Consider the following 15,471-nt stretch of genomic DNA (forward strand, 5'->3'; position numbering starts at 1 on the left):
CCGGGCGTCATCTTGACGACGCCCACTCCCGACCAGAAGATCATGACCGAATCCACCCTCCCGAGCCCGGATCTGAACGCCGACGAAAACAAGATCATCGCCGAGCGCCGCGAAAAGCTGCGTGCGCTGCGCGAGGCCGGCGTCGCCTACCCGAACGATTTCCGCCCGACGCATCAAGCCGGCGACCTGCAAACCGGCTATGCCGATGCGGACAAAGACGCGCTCGAAGCGACCGCGCTGCAAGTGGCCGTGGCCGGCCGCATGATGCTCAAGCGCGTGATGGGCAAGGCGAGCTTTGCGACGGTGCAGGACAGCTCCGGTCAGATCCAGTTCTTCGTCACCCCGGCCGACGTCGGCAGCGAAGCCTACGAGGCATTCAAGAAGTGGGACCTCGGCGACATCATCGCCGCGCGCGGCGTGCTGTTTCGCACCAACAAGGGCGAGCTGTCGGTGCGCTGCACCGAGCTGCGTCTGCTCTCGAAGTCGCTGCGCCCGCTGCCCGACAAGTTCCACGGCCTCGCCGACCAGGAAATGCGCTACCGCCAGCGCTACGTCGATCTGATCGTCACGCCCGAAGCGCGCAAGACGTTCGTCGCACGCACGAAGGCCGTCGCATCGATCCGTAAGTTCATGTCCGATGCGCAGTTCATGGAAGTGGAAACGCCGATGCTGCACCCGATTCCGGGCGGCGCCGCGGCCAAGCCGTTCGTCACGCACCACAATGCGCTCGACATGCAGATGTTCCTGCGCATCGCGCCCGAGCTGTATCTGAAGCGGCTCATCGTCGGCGGCTTCGAACGCGTGTTCGAGATCAATCGGAACTTCCGTAACGAGGGTGTTTCGCCGCGTCACAACCCCGAGTTCACGATGATGGAGTTCTATGCCGCGTACACGGACTACACGTGGCTCATGGACTTCACCGAAAGCCTGATCCGTCAGGCCGCGATCGATTCGCTGGGCATGGCCACGATCACCTATCAGGGCCGCGAGCTCGACCTCGCCAAGCCGTTCCATCGGCTGACGATCGTGCAGGCGATCCGCAAGTACGCGCCCGACTACACCGAGGCGCAGCTGGCCGATGCGACGTTCCTGCGCACCGAGCTCAAGCGCTTCGGCGTCGACACGACGCAGCCTGCGTTCCTCAACGCCGGCGTCGGCTCGCTGCAGCTCGCGCTGTTCGAAGAGACGGCCGAGGCGCAGCTGTGGGAGCCCACGTTCATCGTCGACTACCCCGTTGAAGTCTCGCCGCTCGCGCGCGCGTCGGATACCGTCGACGGCATCACCGAGCGCTTCGAGCTGTTCATCACGGGTCGCGAGATCGCCAATGGCTTCTCCGAGCTCAACGATCCCGAAGATCAGGCCGCGCGCTTCAAGAAGCAGGTCGAGCAAAAGGATGCGGGCGATGAGGAAGCCATGTTCTACGACGCCGATTACATCCGCGCGCTCGAGTACGGCATGCCTCCGACGGGCGGCTGCGGTATCGGCATCGACCGCCTCGTCATGCTGCTGACAGACAGCCCCAGCATTCGCGACGTGATCCTGTTCCCTCACCTGCGCCGGGAAGACTGACGTTTTAAACTGACAGTTTTGTAACGATCGGTAAAGGCTGCCCGCCGTTTGACGTCGGGCAGCTTTTTCTTTTTGGGCGTGTGGTCGCGCAGCGCCCCGCAGCTGCCGTTTTCCGCCATGCCGATACATCGTGGCGGCGGCGCGATGCGGTATGGCCCGCGATAGGGCGATAGGCACATCGTTACAAATTGAAACGTCGACCGGCACTTGATGACGGACACTGTGGACTTAGCCACTTGAAAGCCGCCTGCAACGCCAACCGGCGGAGGTCGTCATGAATAATCCCACCCCATCGCCGCGCCGTCTTCATCCGCTGATCGCGACCGCGGCCGGTACCCTCATCGTCGCAAGCCTCGCGGCCACGGCAGCCATCACGGGCCTGTTTCCGAGTGCCTCGAGCAACTCGCTGCAAAACGATCAAACCCACACCGCGCAAGTCGCCCCGCAACAGGCGGTCGTCGATACGGCTGCGCCTGCGGCACCGAGTGCGATGACGAGCGGTCAACAGCCGGCCGGCGCCCCGGCACAGCCGAACCAATCAGGCCAGGCCCAGCTTGCTCAAGCACAGCCGGTTCAGCCCTCGCAGCAGTACGCGCAGCAACCTGCGCAACCCTCTTATGGGCAGCAGCCGCAACAGCAGTACGCCCAACAACCGGACGGCCAGCAACCGTACGCGCAACCGCAACCGCAGTCACAGCCTCAGCAGCAGGCTTCGTGTGCCAGCTGTGGCACGGTGGTGTCGATCGGGACGGTGCGCCACCAAGGCCGGGCGACCGGCATCGGTGCCGTCGGCGGCGCCGTGGCGGGCGGCCTCATCGGTAATCAGTTCGGACGCGGCACCGGCCGTGCGGCCATGACGGTACTGGGCGCCGTGGGCGGCGGTTTTGCCGGCAACTCGGTCGAAAAGCACCTGCGCAGCGAAACCGACTACCAAGTCCGCGTGCGGATGGACAACGGCCATACGCGCTACTTCACGTACCACAACGCGCCGCCGTTCCAACAAGGCGAACCGGTGCGTATCGAAAACGGCACCCTGGTCGCGCGTTAAGCGGGTAACACGCAAAAAAAGGCGATCCATGCCTACGCATGGATCGCCTTTTTTGTATTCCCTCGCGATGCGCATCGCGCACCGCTTGACCCGGCTTACTCGGCCGCGTCTTCGATCCAGGCCAGCTGGATCGCTTCGAGGATCTTTTCGCTCGACCGGTTCGGATCGTCGTCGAAACCTTCAAGCTCCGTCACCCAGCGGTGCAAATCCGTGAAGCGCACGTATTGGGGATCCACGTCACCATGCTTGTCGGTCAGGGCCATCGCGATCTCTTGGATATCGGTCCACTTCATGGCTTCTTCCTCCTGTCGACCAGAGTTAGCGCTTCAGCACTTACTCTGGTCCCATGCTGCGGTTGATTGGAGTCAGCGCTTCAGCGCCTACTCCAATGCCGCAGCGGGTTAGTGATTTTCCTTCGCGTGATTGATCGAATAGCGCGGGATCTCGACCACCAGATCCATGTCCTCGGGCACGTGCGCCTGGCACGACAGCCGCGAGGTGGGCTCGAGGCCCCACGCCTTGTCGAGCAGATCGTCCTCATTTTCCTCCGAAGGTTCGAGCGCGTCGAATCCTTCTCGCACGATCACGTGGCAGGTCGTGCAGGCACAGGACTTCTCACAGGCATGTTCGATTTCGATGCCGTGCTCAAGCAGCGCGTCGCAGACGCTCTTGCCTGGCTCGGCCTCGATCACCGCCCCCTCCGGGCACAGTTCGACGTGGGGCAGAACAACGATTTGAGGCATACGGATTTTCCGGGGTGGCAATGAAGTGCGGCGGCGAGGCGATGCTCGCCTCACCATTGTACGGCGGCGCGCCGCGTCAGATCTCGTCGAGCTTGCGGCCGGTCAGCGCCGCGCGAATGCCCTTGTCCATGCGGCGTGCCGCAAACTCGTCGGTTTCGCCGGCCAGCGCCTTGGTCGCCGCTTCGATCACGTCGGCGTCACTGCCCTGCGCCGTCTCACGCAGCTTCGTGAGCGCCGCATCGACACGGGCACGCTCGTCGGCATCCAGCAATTCGCCGTCGGCAGCCAGTGCCGCATCCGTCGCTTCGATCAGCCGTTGCGCCTCGACCTGTGCCTCGCGCAACGCACGCGCGCGCATGTCGAATTCAGCCGACTGGAAGCTGTCTTCGAGCATACGGGCGATGTCGTCATCGGCCAGTCCGTACGACGGCTTCACGACGACCGAGGCTTCGACGCCCGAATGCTGCTCACGCGCGAACACCGACAGCAAGCCATCGGCATCGACCTGATACGTCACACGAATGCGCGCGGCGCCCGCTGCCATCGGCGGAATGCCGCGCAGCTCGAAGCGCGCGAGCGAGCGGCAGTCGGCTACGAGTTCGCGCTCGCCCTGCACGACGTGAATCGCCATCGCCGTCTGGCCGTCCTTGAACGTCGTGAACTCCTGGGCACGCGCCACCGGAATCGTCGAATTGCGCGGAATGATCTTCTCGACGAGACCGCCCATCGTTTCAACGCCGAGCGACAACGGAATCACGTCGAGCAGCAGCCAGTCGTCACCACCGCGATTGCCGGCCAGCAAGTCGGCCTGGATCGCCGCGCCCAGCGCGACGACCTGATCGGGATCGAGATTGGTCAGCGGCGCCTGACCGAAGAATTCGCCGACCGCACGGCGGATCACCGGCATGCGCGTCGCGCCGCCGACGAGCACGACCCCCTTCACATCCTGTGGCTTGATGCCAGCGTCGCGCAGCGCCTTCTTGGTCGGCCCGAGCGTGCGCTGCACGAGCTGCTGCACGAGCACTGCGAATTCGGCTTCGGTGACCGTCACCGAGACCATCGTGCCATCGGACAGCGTGGCCTCGAGCGCAGCCTGTGCCGCGGAGGACAGCGCCTCCTTGGTCACGCGCACGCGATCGAGCAGCAGGCGCATATCTTCGGGCGCGAGGTTTTGCGGAGCCAAGCCCGCCTGCGTCAGCACGTGACGCAGCAGCACATGGTCGAAATCGTCGCCGCCCAGTGCCGAATCGCCACCGGCCGCGAGCACGCGGAACACGCCCTGCGTCAGCTGCAGGATCGACAGGTCGAACGTGCCGCCGCCCAGGTCGTAGACGGCATACAGCCCTTCTGCGCCATTGTCGAGCCCATAGGCGATCGCCGCCGCCGTCGGCTCGTTGAGCAGGCGCAGCACGTTCAGGCCCGCCAGACGCGCGGCGTCCTTCGTGGCCTGGCGCTGAGCTTCGTCGAAATAGGCCGGGACCGTGATGACGGCACCGACGAGATCATCGCCGAGCGTATCCTCGGCGCGCTGGCGCAACGTGGCGAGAATCTCGGCCGATACCTCGACAGGGCTTTTCACGCCGTCGATGGTCCGAATCTGCACCATGCCCGGCGCATCGACGAAGTCGTACGGCGCGTTCTCGGCGCCCTCCACGTCCGCTTTGCCGCGGCCCATGAAACGCTTGACCGAGACGATCGTATTGCGCGGGTCGAGCGTCGCCTCTTCCTTGGCGGTGTGGCCGATGCGGCGCCCGCCCTTTTCCAGATAGCGCACGACCGACGGGAGCAGCACACGGCCATGCTCGTCGGGCAACGCTTCCGCCACACTGTTGCGCACGGCCGCGACCAGCGAATTGGTCGTACCAAGATCGATACCGACGGCGAGGCGCCGCTGATGCGGTGCGGGGGCCATGCCCGGTTCGGAGATTTGCAGTAAAGCCATCTGTGTCTAGTTGGAAGTTCGTGCGACCCCGACATTATCCCGGCTGGCGAGGGCAAACGCGAGACGCGCGTCAGTGTTCGAGCTTTTCGATTTGCGCATCCACGTCGGCGATGACGCGCTCGATGAACATCAATTGGCGCACCGCTTCAGCCGCTGCCTGGTGCACGCCGCTATCGAGCAGCGCGCCGAGCTTCGCGAAGCGCGTGCGCTCTTCGTCGCGCAACTCCTCGTGCAGCGCTTCGAGCTCGCTCACGTTCTTCGCCCCTGCGGCATCCTCGACGCGCTCGCGCCATTCCATCTGCTGCATCAGGAACGCGCTCTCCATTGCCGTGTTGTCGTGAGCGCCGAGCTCGATGCCGTGCAACGACAGCAGATACGTCGCACGCTTGAGCGGATCGCGTAGCGTACGGTATGCCTCGTTCGCGCGCGTGGCCCACTGCATCGCAATGCGCTTTTGCGCCTCGCCGGCTGCCGCGAAGCGGTCGGGGTGCACCTGCGCCTGCACGGTGCGATAGGCTTGTTCGAGCGCATCCGCGTCGAGCGAAAAGCGTGCTGGCAGATGAAACAGGTCGAAGTGGCTATCGTGGATCGAGGCCATTGAAATCAATCGTCGATTAAAGATGCCGCGGGCATGGGCACAAGGGCGCTGCCGCCGCTCGCGCGCGAGGAAACAAAAAGGCGGCCCACGCCGCCTTTTGCCCGCGCCAGCTTTGTATGGGACCGGAGCGATAACTCCGGTCGACCGCTGCGGGGTGGGAGTAAGCGCTAAAGCGCCAACTCCCACCAACCTCAGCATGGGACCAGAGTAAGTGCTGAAGCACTTACTCTGGTCGCAGCAGCTTTGCTTTACACGCGGAACGACTCGCCGCAGCCGCACTCGTCCTTCACGTTCGGGTTATTGAACTTGAAGCCTTCGTTCAAGCCCTCACGCGCGAAGTCGAGCTCGGTACCGTCGATGTATGCGAGGCTCTTCGGATCGACGACGACCTTCACGCCGTTGCTCTCGAAAACTTGATCCTCGGGCGCGAGCTCGTCGACATACTCGAGCTTGTATGCGAGACCCGAACAGCCCGTCGTACGCACGCCGAGGCGCAGGCCGACGCCCTTGCCTCGACGTGTCAGGTACTTCTGCACGTGCTGCGCTGCCTTTTCGGTCAGAGTGATCGCCATGATTCGATCAAGCGACTTGCGGCTTGCTGTCTTGCGCGGCCGGCTCGTCACCCGTGTGGCGTTGCTTGTAGTCGGCCACGGCTGCCTTGATCGCGTCTTCCGCGAGGATCGAGCAGTGAATCTTCACCGGCGGCAACGCGAGCTCTTCGGCGATCTGCGTGTTCTTGATCGAGAGCGCTTCGTCGAGCGTCTTGCCCTTGACCCATTCGGTCACGAGCGAGCTCGACGCGATCGCGGAGCCGCAACCGTAGGTCTTGAACTTCGCGTCTTCGATCACACCATCCGCGCCCACGCGGATTTGCAGCTTCATCACGTCACCACAGGCCGGCGCACCGACCATGCCTGTACCGACCGCATCGTCGTCCTTGGCAAACGAGCCGACGTTACGCGGGTTTTCGTAGTGATCCAAAACTTTACTGCTGTAAGACATAATCAAACTCCTTGACTCGTGTGAAGCGCGGCCGAGGTGGCCGTCGCACGCTAACGTGCAGCCAGGCTCAGTGCGCGGCCCACTTGATCGTCGACAGATCGATCCCGTCCTGATGCATTTCCCACAGCGGGGACAGGTCACGCAGCTTCCCGATCTTGTTCTTCAGCAGATCGACGACGTAATCGACTTCCTGCTCCGTCGTGAAGCGGCCGACCGTAAAGCGGATCGAGCTGTGCGCGAGCTCGTCGTTGCGGCCCAGCGCGCGCAACACGTACGACGGCTCGAGCGAGGCCGACGTGCAAGCGGAGCCCGACGAGACGGCGACGTCCTTGATCGCCATGATCAGCGATTCGCCTTCGACGAAGTTGAAGCTCAAATTCAGATTGTGCGGGACACGGCGCTCCATGTCGCCGTTCACGTAGACCTCATCCATCTGCGAGAGGCCGCGCAACAGCCGGTCGCGCAGCATGCGGATGCGTTCGTTTTCGGTCGCCATTTCCTCGCGGGCGATGCGGAACGCTTCGCCCATGCCGACGATCTGGTGCGTCGCGAGCGTGCCCGAGCGCATGCCACGCTCGTGACCGCCGCCGTGCATCTGCGCTTCGATACGCACGCGCGGCTTGCGGCGCACGTACAGTGCACCGATGCCCTTCGGGCCGTAAGTCTTGTGCGCCGAGAACGACATCAGATCGACCTTCAGACGATTCAGATCGATCTCGACCTTGCCCGTCGCTTGAGCGGCGTCGACGTGGAAAATGATGCCCTTCTCGCGGCAGATCTCACCGATCGCCTCGATATCCTGGATCACGCCGATTTCGTTGTTCACCGACATCACCGAAACGAGGATCGTGTCGGGACGCAGCGCGGCTTTGAACGTGTCGAGGTCGACCAGACCATCGCTCTTGACGTCGAGATAAGTGACGTCGAAGCCCTCGCGCTCGAGTTCGCGGCACGTGTCGAGCACAGCCTTGTGCTCGGTCTTGACCGTGATGACATGCTTGCCGCGGCTCTTGTAAAAGTGCGCAGCCCCCTTGATGGCGAGGTTGTCCGATTCGGTCGCGCCCGAAGTCCAGATGATTTCGCGCGGATCGGCGTTCACGAGCGCCGCGACTTGCTCACGCGCCTCCTCGACAGCACGCTCCGCCGCCCAGCCATACGAGTGGCTGCGCGATGCCGGGTTGCCGAACTGCTCGCGCAAGTACGGGATCATCTTGTCCACCACGCGCGGATCGATGGGCGTCGTCGCGCTGTAGTCCATGTAGATGGGCAGGTGGGGCATCTCGTTAATCATCAGGGGCTCCGGGGGAAATCGTTGTTTTGGGCTCTACGTTCGTTCAACTCGCGGCGGTGGCTCCGCTCTCTCAGGAACTCGCGATGTTGAACACGGAATTCGGTCCTTTCGGCGTGACGCGCGGTGCCTCGACCGCGGCCGACTCGCTGCGCCGGTCGTGCAGCACATTCGACGCACCCTCGCGGGCTCGTTGCTGATCGACCAGATCCTGCAACGAGACGGAGTCGAGGTACTCGACCATCTTCTGGTTCAGCGTCGACCACAGTTCGTGCGTCATGCAGTGGCCATCGAGTTGCTTCGTGCCGTCGCACGTGCCTTTGCCGCCGCATTGCGTCGCATCGAGCGGCTCGTCGACGGCAATGATGATGTCTGCCACCGTCACCTCCTGCGCGCGGCGCGCGAGATTGTAGCCGCCGCCGGGACCGCGCACGGACTCGACGATCTCATGGCGACGCAGCTTGCCGAACAACTGCTCGAGGTATGACAGCGAAATACGCTGACGCTGACTGATACCGGCGAGCGTCACCGGACCATGCTCCTGGCGCAACGCCAGGTCGATCATCGCCGTGACGGCGAAACGGCCTTTCGTGGTGAGTCTCATAGTGGCGGGGACCGGAATTCTCGACGATTTTGGTCAAGTATAAATACATGACGCTTTTAGTCAAGTATCTCTGTCTTCAGTTAGGTTATTGGTGAACGAGCACGCATTCAGGCGTGCGCCAGCGCTCCGCGCATATGCGCGAGCAGACCACGGCAAGCGTCCTCGCACTGATCGAGCACTTGCTCGAATCCCGCGGCGCCACCGAAATAAGGATCGGCCACCTCGCGCACGCGCGCATCGGTGCCGAATTCCATCAAAAGCCGCACCTTCGAGCGCTGCTGTGCCGGGCACAGCTGTTGCAGATAACGCAGGTTGTTCTCGTCCATCGCGAGCAACAGATCGAAGCGCTCGAAATCCTCGCGCGCGATTTGCCGCGCGCGCAGCGCCGACAAGTCGTAGCCGCGCCGGCGCGCCGCCTGCTGTGCGCGGGCGTCCGGCGCTTCGCCGACGTGCCAGTCGCCCGTGCCGGCCGAATCGACCGCAATCACCTCATGCAGCCCCGCCGCGTCTATCTGAGCGCGCATCACCGCCTCTGCGGTCGGCGAACGACAGATGTTTCCCAAACACACGAAGCACACGGCGAAGTTTTTCAACGTTTCGGTTCCAATCAATCTCACAACACCTGAGGCACCTCGCCGCGGCTCGCGGGCTCCACGGGCGCCGTCGCGTCGTCGAAAAGCCCATACGACACCGCACGCGCGAATTCGGCGGTCACCTGCGCAACGGGCAACGTTTCCCGTGGCCCCGCCTCATCATGCGCGCGCAACCCCGCAATCGCGACGAGCGCTGCTACGACGATCGCCAACGGCCAGTAGCTCGATATTCTCGTTTTTTTCATGTCGTGCCCCTTGTGCGCTCCTGGGCGCACGCCGGTCGCACGCCCTGAACTATCTGGCATGCATTCTATAAACTGAATCTATCGAGACAAAGAGGCAAATAGCGAATTCAGCATTGCGTCTCGATAAACAATCGCGCGAGCCGAGCTCAGCCGAGATGGCTGCGCTGCGCCGCGTACAGCTCGCGGAAGGTGCGACCGACCGGCGCGGGCATGTCGCGGGTCGCGGTCCAGCCTTGGCCGAATGGCAGACGTGCAATTGAGCGCCGCTGCCCGCCGAGCCGCTCGAGCACGCGCACGGCCAGCTTCGTCGTCAGCGCATACAGTGTCGGGCGCATCGCGACGAAGGCCCAGGCCTTCAACGCCATGCGCTCGCCGAGCGGCCTCAGGCGCCGCTCCATCTGCTTTTCGCGCAGCTTGCGCAGCAAGTCGGACAACGGAATGCCGACGGGGCACACGCTATTGCATTCGCCGCACAGCGTGGCGGCCTGCGGCAGATCGAGTGCCTTGTCGAGACCCACGTAGCTGGGCGTGAGCACCGACCCCATCGGCCCCGGATAGACCCAGCCGTAGGCGTGGCCGCCGACCTTCTGATACACCGGGCAATGATTCATGCATGCGCCGCAGCGGATACAGCGCAGCATCTCCTGAAACGCGCCACCGATGAGTCCTGTGCGGCCGCCATCGACGAGCACGACGTACATGTGCTCCGGGCCTTCGCGATCGCCCTCGCCGCGCGGGCCGGTCAACAGCGAGAAATAGTTCGATATGGCCTGCCCCGTTGCGGAGCGCGGCAACAGACGCATGGCGACCGCCAGATCCTCCAGCGTCGGCAGCACCTTCTCGATGCCCGTCACAGCCACGTGCACGCGCGGCATCACCGTGCACATGCCTTCGTTGCCTTCATTGGTGACGATCGCCACCGAGCCGGTCTCCGCGATCAGGAAGTTGCCGCCCGTTACGCCCATATCCGCCGACAAGAAATGCGGCCTCAGCACCTCGCGCGCTTCGCGCGTCATCTGGGGAATCTCGCTGAGGCGCTCGCGTCCATGCGTGCGCGCGAACAGATCGGCAATTTCCTCTTTGTCCTTGTGCACGACGGGCGCAATGATGTGGCTCGGCGGCTCGTTGTCATTGATCTGCAGGATGTATTCGCCGAGGTCTGTCTCGATCGACTCGACCCCCATCTCGCCGAGTACCGCATTCAGGCGCATTTCCTCGGACACCATCGACTTCGTCTTGATGACCTTCTTCACGCCATGTTCGCGCGCGATCTCGGCCACCAGCGCGGCTGCATCGCGCGTCGTCTCGGCGTAGAGCACCGTCACGCCGCGGCGCGTGGCCTCACGCTCGAACGTCTCGAGCCACACGTCGAGATTGTCGAGCGCGCGATTGCGGCGCGCCTTCAACTCGGCACGCGTGGCCGGGAAATCGATCTCCTGCATCGCCACGGCGCGGGCCGAGACGAACTTGGTCGACAGCTTGGTGAGGTTTTGCTGAAGGCGCGGGTTCGCGAGGTTCTCTTTGGCGCGCGCCTTGAAGTGCATCGATTGGACTTGCATGGGCAACCCGGGAAGAAGACTCGAAACGGCGCGTCAGAGGTCGCCGGCCAGCACTTGTGCGACGTGCAGCACGCGCGTCGTCGTATCGCCCGAGCGCCGCAGCCGGCCTTCGATGTTGAGCATGCAGCCGAGATCGCCGAGCACGACGGTTTGCGCCTCGCTCGCGCGGATGTTCGCGCACTTCTCGTCGACGATGGCGGTCGAGATGTTGCCGTACTTGACCGAGAACGTCCCGCCGAAACCGCAGCAGTGCTCGCAATCCTTCATCTCGGTCACTGCGACGCCTTTTTGCGCGAGCAGCGCCCGCGGCTGCATCTTCACGCCGAGCTCGCGCAGACCCGAACACGAATCGTGATACGTGACGGGGCCCGCGAATTCACCGCGAGGCAGTTCGACTTGGGCAACGTTGACTAGAAAGTCGGTCAGCTCGCGCACTTTGCCCTGCAAGCGCGCGTAGCGGGCCATGAGCTCCGGGTCGTCGCGAAACAAGTCGCCGTAGTGGGCCGCGATCATGCCGCCGCATGACCCCGAGGGAACGACGATATGATCGAACTGCTCGAACTCGCGCAGCATCTTTTCGGCGAGATCGCGGGCCGCGGCGCGCTCGCCCGAGTTGTAGGCCGGCTGGCCGCAGCACGTTTGTGCGGGTGGCACGACGACTTCGAAGCCCGCCTGCTCGATCAGCTTGATGGCGGAGAAGCCGATTTCCGGGCGCATCAGGTCGATCAGACAAGTGACGAACAATCCGACTCGCATGCGTGCCCCCCATAAGAAAACGGTCTCGATTATCCGTCGTTTCGGGACCATGACGACACGGATCGACGAAAAAAGCTACCGTATGCTGAGTGGAGGCCGCATTCAAACGCCGTTCGCTTTTTTCACAATACGAGATACAATATTTTCCTGTTATTTGCCGCGTCAATCGATTCACGATGAGCGAGACAAACTCTGATTCCAAGACGTCGATCCAGGTGATCGAACGCATGATGCGTCTGCTCGATGCCCTCGCCGCCCACACCGACCCCGTGAGCCTGAAGGAACTTGCGCTGCGCACCGAGCTGCACCCGTCCACCGCACACCGCATCCTCAACGACATGGTGACGTGTCGTCTCGTCGATCGGTCCGACCCGGGCACCTACCGGCTCGGCATGCGTCTGCTCGAACTCGGCAATCTCGTCAAGGCGCGCCTGTCGGTACGCGACGCGGCCCTCACGCCGATGCGCGAGTTGCACCGCCTGACCGGCCAAACGGTCAATCTGTCGGTGCGTCAGGGCGACGAAATCGTCTACATCGAGCGCGCGTATTCGGAGCGCTCGGGCATGCAAGTCGTGCGCGCGATCGGCGGCCGTGCCCCACTGCACCTGACTTCCGTCGGCAAGCTGTTCCTGGCCGCCGACGAATCGGCGCGTGTGCGCGCTTATGCAACGCGCACGGGCTTGTCGGGCCACACGCAAAACAGCATCACGGATATCACGCGGCTCGAGCGCGAGCTGCTGCAAGTGCGCCAACAGGCGTGCGCGCGCGACAACGAAGAGCTCGAACTCGGCGTACGTTGCATCGCGGCTGGCATCTATGACGATACGGGCAAGCTCGTCGCGGGCTTGTCGTTGTCGGCGCCGGCCGATCGGCTGCAGGACGCCTGGCTCGGTCAGCTCACGCGTACGGCGCTCACGATCTCGGCGTCACTCGGCTATCGCCCCGAGACGGGGACCTCAGACGCGATGAAACAGGCTTGAGGCAAGCTGCCGGCGCCTGCCCGATATCGACTGCCGAAAATGCAAAAAGCCCCGTTTAAACGGGGCTTTTCTTTTGTTGCGAACGAGCCGCAAGCAGGGGTTCAGGTGCCGCGACCGCCAGCATCGGCGCTCGTGAGACGCTGATCACCGCCCTTATCGAGCCAGGCGCGCAGGCGCGTCGCATCGGCAAAGCGCGAGTATTTGCCCGTCGAGTCGAGCAGCACCATGATGACGGGGCGTCCGTTAATGGTCGCCTGCATCACCAGGCACTCGCCAGCCTCGTTGATGAAGCCGGTTTTTTGCAAGCCGATATCCCAGCTCGGATTGCGGACGAGCGCGTTCGTGCTGTTATAGGCGATCGAGCGCTTGCCCGTGGCAACCTCGTAGCTGCGATCGGTCGAGAACTTGCGGATCATCGGGTACTGATACGCGGCATCGACCATCTTCACGAGATCGCGCGCCGTGGAGACGTTGCGGCTCGTCAGGCCAGTCGGGTTCTCGAAGTGCGTATCGGTCATGCCGAGCTCTTTCGCCTTCGCATTCATCGCAGCTAGGAACGCGGGACGGCCGCCCGGGTAATAGCGCGACAACGCGGCCGCTGCGCGGTTTTCCGACGCCATCAGCGCGATGTGGAGCATGTCTTCACGCGACAACACCGAGCCGACGGACAGGCGCGACCCCGTGTTCTTTTCGTAGTCGCGATCTTCATCGGTGACTTCGATCGTGTCGGTCAACGGCAGTTTCGAGTCGAGCACGACCATCGCCGTCATCAGCTTCGTGATCGATGCGATCGGCACGACCGAGTGCGAATTCTTGTCGAACAGCGTCTCGGACGTGTTCTGGTCGACGACATAGGCGACGTTCGAGCGCAGCGCGACCCCTTCAGGGCTGTCCTGCAGACCGAACGCCTGGCCGGCCATGTGCGAACGCGGCTCGAATGCGACTTGGCGCATTGCCGCATGATGGCCATGCAAACGGTAATGGACGCGCTTCTTCTTCGGTTCGGCGGACGCCGCGTCCTGGTCTGCACCGCTCGGCGCGGCTTTGACGGCGCTCTTCTTGCCGTGCTTCTTGTGCTTGACGGTCGCTTTGGCCGGGGCTGCGTCAGCGGAATCCGTGGCCGCGAAGGCGTTGACCGGAGCCGCGAGCGCCGCGGCGACGAGCATGGAGGCGGCTACCGAAACGACGGTAGTGATCGCCACGCCTTGCATCACTTTAAGCGACGAAAACATTGCGGTTTTCATTGGTGTTCTAAACGGTGTGGCGAGAGGTTTCTCGCAAGTGTAGTAAAGCTACGAAAAATTAGCAATTTTAAGCACTTATCGAGCGTCGTTGAACTAATTTGTAAGTAGCGGTTGCACGAACGGCGGGTTCGCTGCCCAATCTTGCAGCGCGCACGCCCGCCGTTATAGGGCCATAACCGCATATCGGCGTATTTTCCGCAAACTTGAGCCCATCGTGTCGCCTGGTGCGAACTACTGCTGGACCAAGTCTCCATACGTTTCCGCTTACACACACAACGTTCGGCTCGAGGTGCGTTCGCCTAACGCATGAACATGACGTTCCGTTTACGCCCTATTTTTGCTCGCATGCCGCATATGATCGGTCAAATTCGGACGCACCGCCGCAATCATCCTGACCAAGCTCGCAAAAATTACTTGATCTACGCGATAACGCATTGTTTTATCGAGAAATTCTCCCCATTGTGCATCGCACAAATTGTGCTTGACATTTGAGCACGCCATCCTAAAATAAGAACCGATGTTGCGACGCACCATACGGCTGTTAAGCATTCGATGCGTCCAAGCTTTGCCATTAACCCCTATCCGACCTGCGCCAGACGGGTCGATCTTCTGGAGCGTAAACATGACTCTGCTGACACCTGAGCAATTCGCTGCGGCACAAAAGGCTAATCTCGAGGCACTTTTCGGCCTGACCAACAAAGCATTCGAAGGCATCGAAAAGCTGGTCGAGCTGAACCTCCAGGTCGTGAAGTCGACCCTCGCGGAAAGCCAGGAAAACGCGCAGCGCGCGCTGTCGGTGAAAGACGCGCAGGAACTGCTCGCGTTGCAAGCAAGCTTCACGCAGCCTGTGGCCGAAAAGGTGCTGTCGTACGGTCGTCATCTGTACGAAATCGCCTCGGCGACGCAAGCCGAGTTCGCCCGCGTGGCCGAAGCCCAGTACGAAGAGCAGAACCGCAAGGTGCAAGCGCTCGTCGACAACGTCGCGAAGAACGCGCCGGCTGGCTCGGAAACGGCTGTCGCCGTGATGAAGTCCGCGATCACGGCCGCGAACACGACGTACGAAACGGTCCACAAGGCCACCAAGCAAGCTGTCGAAATCGCTGAAAGCAACTTCAACGCCGCTGCCACGGCTGCGACGAAGGCCGCTCAGCAAGCTGCTTCGCAAGCCTCGCGCGCTGCCGCGAAGAAGACGGCATAAGCATCCGCCGCCAGGCGCTTTCGCTCCTCGCCAATAGAAACGGCGCACTCTCCTCGCGGGGAGCGCGCCGTTTTTTCATGCCGCCGTTTTCATGTATTCCGC

At 62.8% G+C, this 15,471-nt stretch carries 18 protein-coding genes; 4 read left to right on the forward strand and 14 right to left on the reverse strand.

All coding sequences use genetic code 11. The features are described 5' to 3' along the window. The first annotated feature begins 42 nt into the window (after positions 1-42). Positions 43-1,569 carry a lysine--tRNA ligase gene (gene lysS / locus D7S89_RS04840; RefSeq protein WP_121277297.1) on the forward strand — a complete coding sequence of 509 codons (1,527 nt, stop codon included), beginning with the start codon at positions 43-45 and terminating at the stop codon, positions 1,567-1,569. 274 nt (positions 1,570-1,843) lie between these two features. After that, positions 1,844-2,617 (forward strand): outer membrane lipoprotein, encoded by a 774-nt coding sequence (locus D7S89_RS04845; protein WP_121276214.1) that lies wholly within the window; start codon positions 1,844-1,846, stop codon positions 2,615-2,617. A 95-nt stretch (positions 2,618-2,712) separates the two neighbouring features. Here the strand turns inward: D7S89_RS04845 and iscX are convergent, their stop codons facing one another. The 12 genes from iscX to D7S89_RS04905 all read right to left on the reverse strand — a co-directional run bounded on the left by iscX (position 2,713) and on the right by D7S89_RS04905 (position 11,947). Then, entirely contained in the window at positions 2,713-2,910 is a 198-nt protein-coding gene (gene iscX, locus D7S89_RS04850; protein ID WP_121276216.1) for a Fe-S cluster assembly protein IscX, read from the reverse strand. Positions 2,911-3,018: 108 nt separating this feature from the next. Beyond that, the gene (gene fdx / locus D7S89_RS04855; RefSeq protein ID WP_121276218.1) at positions 3,019-3,360 is read right to left on the reverse strand and encodes an ISC system 2Fe-2S type ferredoxin; all 342 of its coding nucleotides are present in this window, start codon (positions 3,358-3,360) and stop codon (positions 3,019-3,021) included. Positions 3,361-3,436: 76 nt separating this feature from the next. After that, positions 3,437-5,302, reverse strand: a complete 1,866-nt coding sequence (hscA, locus tag D7S89_RS04860) for a Fe-S protein assembly chaperone HscA (protein ID WP_121276220.1) — start codon at positions 5,300-5,302, stop codon at positions 3,437-3,439. Between the two features lie 70 nt (positions 5,303-5,372). Continuing rightward, positions 5,373-5,900 carry a Fe-S protein assembly co-chaperone HscB gene (gene hscB, locus D7S89_RS04865; RefSeq protein ID WP_121276221.1) on the reverse strand — a complete coding sequence of 176 codons (528 nt, stop codon included), beginning with the start codon at positions 5,898-5,900 and terminating at the stop codon, positions 5,373-5,375. A gap of 248 nt (positions 5,901-6,148) precedes the next feature. Continuing rightward, entirely contained in the window at positions 6,149-6,472 is a 324-nt protein-coding gene (gene iscA / locus D7S89_RS04870) for an iron-sulfur cluster assembly protein IscA (RefSeq protein WP_121276223.1), read from the reverse strand. Between the two features lie 7 nt (positions 6,473-6,479). After that, the gene (iscU, locus tag D7S89_RS04875) at positions 6,480-6,902 is read right to left on the reverse strand and encodes a Fe-S cluster assembly scaffold IscU (RefSeq protein WP_121276225.1); all 423 of its coding nucleotides are present in this window, start codon (positions 6,900-6,902) and stop codon (positions 6,480-6,482) included. A gap of 67 nt (positions 6,903-6,969) precedes the next feature. Further along, entirely contained in the window at positions 6,970-8,193 is a 1,224-nt protein-coding gene (locus D7S89_RS04880) for an IscS subfamily cysteine desulfurase (RefSeq protein ID WP_121276227.1), read from the reverse strand. Positions 8,194-8,263: 70 nt separating this feature from the next. Continuing rightward, positions 8,264-8,794, reverse strand: a complete 531-nt coding sequence (gene iscR / locus D7S89_RS04885) for a Fe-S cluster assembly transcriptional regulator IscR (protein ID WP_121276229.1) — start codon at positions 8,792-8,794, stop codon at positions 8,264-8,266. 107 nt (positions 8,795-8,901) lie between these two features. Then, positions 8,902-9,387 (reverse strand): low molecular weight protein-tyrosine-phosphatase, encoded by a 486-nt coding sequence (locus D7S89_RS04890; protein WP_121276231.1) that lies wholly within the window; start codon positions 9,385-9,387, stop codon positions 8,902-8,904. 20 nt (positions 9,388-9,407) lie between these two features. Next, positions 9,408-9,632, reverse strand: coding sequence for a hypothetical protein (locus D7S89_RS04895; protein WP_121277298.1), 225 nt, complete (start codon positions 9,630-9,632; stop codon positions 9,408-9,410). Between the two features lie 146 nt (positions 9,633-9,778). Then, the gene (locus D7S89_RS04900; RefSeq protein ID WP_121276233.1) at positions 9,779-11,191 is read right to left on the reverse strand and encodes a lactate utilization protein B; all 1,413 of its coding nucleotides are present in this window, start codon (positions 11,189-11,191) and stop codon (positions 9,779-9,781) included. 33 nt (positions 11,192-11,224) lie between these two features. Beyond that, positions 11,225-11,947 (reverse strand): (Fe-S)-binding protein, encoded by a 723-nt coding sequence (locus tag D7S89_RS04905; RefSeq protein ID WP_121276235.1) that lies wholly within the window; start codon positions 11,945-11,947, stop codon positions 11,225-11,227. A gap of 176 nt (positions 11,948-12,123) precedes the next feature. On the opposite strand from D7S89_RS04905, the gene D7S89_RS04910 reads away from it, so the two are divergent. Next, complete coding sequence (locus tag D7S89_RS04910) at positions 12,124-12,927, forward strand: IclR family transcriptional regulator (protein ID WP_121276237.1); 804 nt, start codon at positions 12,124-12,126, stop codon at positions 12,925-12,927. A gap of 101 nt (positions 12,928-13,028) precedes the next feature. Here D7S89_RS04910 and pbpG read toward each other — a convergent pair whose 3' ends face one another. Both pbpG and D7S89_RS27105 read right to left on the reverse strand, forming a co-directional pair. Next, positions 13,029-14,171 carry a D-alanyl-D-alanine endopeptidase gene (pbpG, locus tag D7S89_RS04915; protein ID WP_121276239.1) on the reverse strand — a complete coding sequence of 381 codons (1,143 nt, stop codon included), beginning with the start codon at positions 14,169-14,171 and terminating at the stop codon, positions 13,029-13,031. Between the two features lie 324 nt (positions 14,172-14,495). Next, positions 14,496-14,795 (reverse strand): hypothetical protein, encoded by a 300-nt coding sequence (locus D7S89_RS27105; RefSeq protein WP_147426593.1) that lies wholly within the window; start codon positions 14,793-14,795, stop codon positions 14,496-14,498. On the opposite strand from D7S89_RS27105, the gene D7S89_RS04920 reads away from it, so the two are divergent. Further along, on the forward strand, positions 14,794-15,369 hold the full coding sequence (locus D7S89_RS04920) for a phasin family protein (protein WP_121276241.1): 576 nt from the start codon (positions 14,794-14,796) through the stop codon (positions 15,367-15,369). The genes D7S89_RS27105 and D7S89_RS04920 overlap by 2 nt on opposite strands. Positions 15,370-15,471 lie beyond the last annotated feature (102 nt).

It is taken from the genome of Trinickia fusca (assembly GCF_003628145.1).
Lineage (GTDB): Bacteria > Pseudomonadota > Gammaproteobacteria > Burkholderiales > Burkholderiaceae > Trinickia > Trinickia fusca.

Coding starts and splice junctions, on each gene's coding strand:
- lysS (WP_121277297.1), top strand. CDS start 43: ATGACCGAATCCACCCTCCCGAGCCCGGATCTGAACGCCGACGAAAAC.
- iscA (WP_121276223.1), bottom strand. CDS start 6,472: ATGGCGATCACTCTGACCGAAAAGGCAGCGCAGCACGTGCAGAAGTAC.
- fdx (WP_121276218.1), bottom strand. CDS start 3,360: ATGCCTCAAATCGTTGTTCTGCCCCACGTCGAACTGTGCCCGGAGGGG.
- D7S89_RS04905 (WP_121276235.1), bottom strand. CDS start 11,947: ATGCGAGTCGGATTGTTCGTCACTTGTCTGATCGACCTGATGCGCCCG.
- hscB (WP_121276221.1), bottom strand. CDS start 5,900: ATGGCCTCGATCCACGATAGCCACTTCGACCTGTTTCATCTGCCAGCA.
- iscX (WP_121276216.1), bottom strand. CDS start 2,910: ATGAAGTGGACCGATATCCAAGAGATCGCGATGGCCCTGACCGACAAG.
- D7S89_RS27105 (WP_147426593.1), bottom strand. CDS start 14,795: ATGTTTACGCTCCAGAAGATCGACCCGTCTGGCGCAGGTCGGATAGGG.
- iscR (WP_121276229.1), bottom strand. CDS start 8,794: ATGAGACTCACCACGAAAGGCCGTTTCGCCGTCACGGCGATGATCGAC.
- D7S89_RS04910 (WP_121276237.1), top strand. CDS start 12,124: ATGAGCGAGACAAACTCTGATTCCAAGACGTCGATCCAGGTGATCGAA.
- pbpG (WP_121276239.1), bottom strand. CDS start 14,171: ATGAAAACCGCAATGTTTTCGTCGCTTAAAGTGATGCAAGGCGTGGCG.
- iscU (WP_121276225.1), bottom strand. CDS start 6,902: ATGTCTTACAGCAGTAAAGTTTTGGATCACTACGAAAACCCGCGTAAC.
- D7S89_RS04920 (WP_121276241.1), top strand. CDS start 14,794: ATGACTCTGCTGACACCTGAGCAATTCGCTGCGGCACAAAAGGCTAAT.
- D7S89_RS04900 (WP_121276233.1), bottom strand. CDS start 11,191: ATGCAAGTCCAATCGATGCACTTCAAGGCGCGCGCCAAAGAGAACCTC.
- D7S89_RS04895 (WP_121277298.1), bottom strand. CDS start 9,632: ATGAAAAAAACGAGAATATCGAGCTACTGGCCGTTGGCGATCGTCGTA.
- hscA (WP_121276220.1), bottom strand. CDS start 5,302: ATGGCTTTACTGCAAATCTCCGAACCGGGCATGGCCCCCGCACCGCAT.
- D7S89_RS04880 (WP_121276227.1), bottom strand. CDS start 8,193: ATGATTAACGAGATGCCCCACCTGCCCATCTACATGGACTACAGCGCG.
- D7S89_RS04845 (WP_121276214.1), top strand. CDS start 1,844: ATGAATAATCCCACCCCATCGCCGCGCCGTCTTCATCCGCTGATCGCG.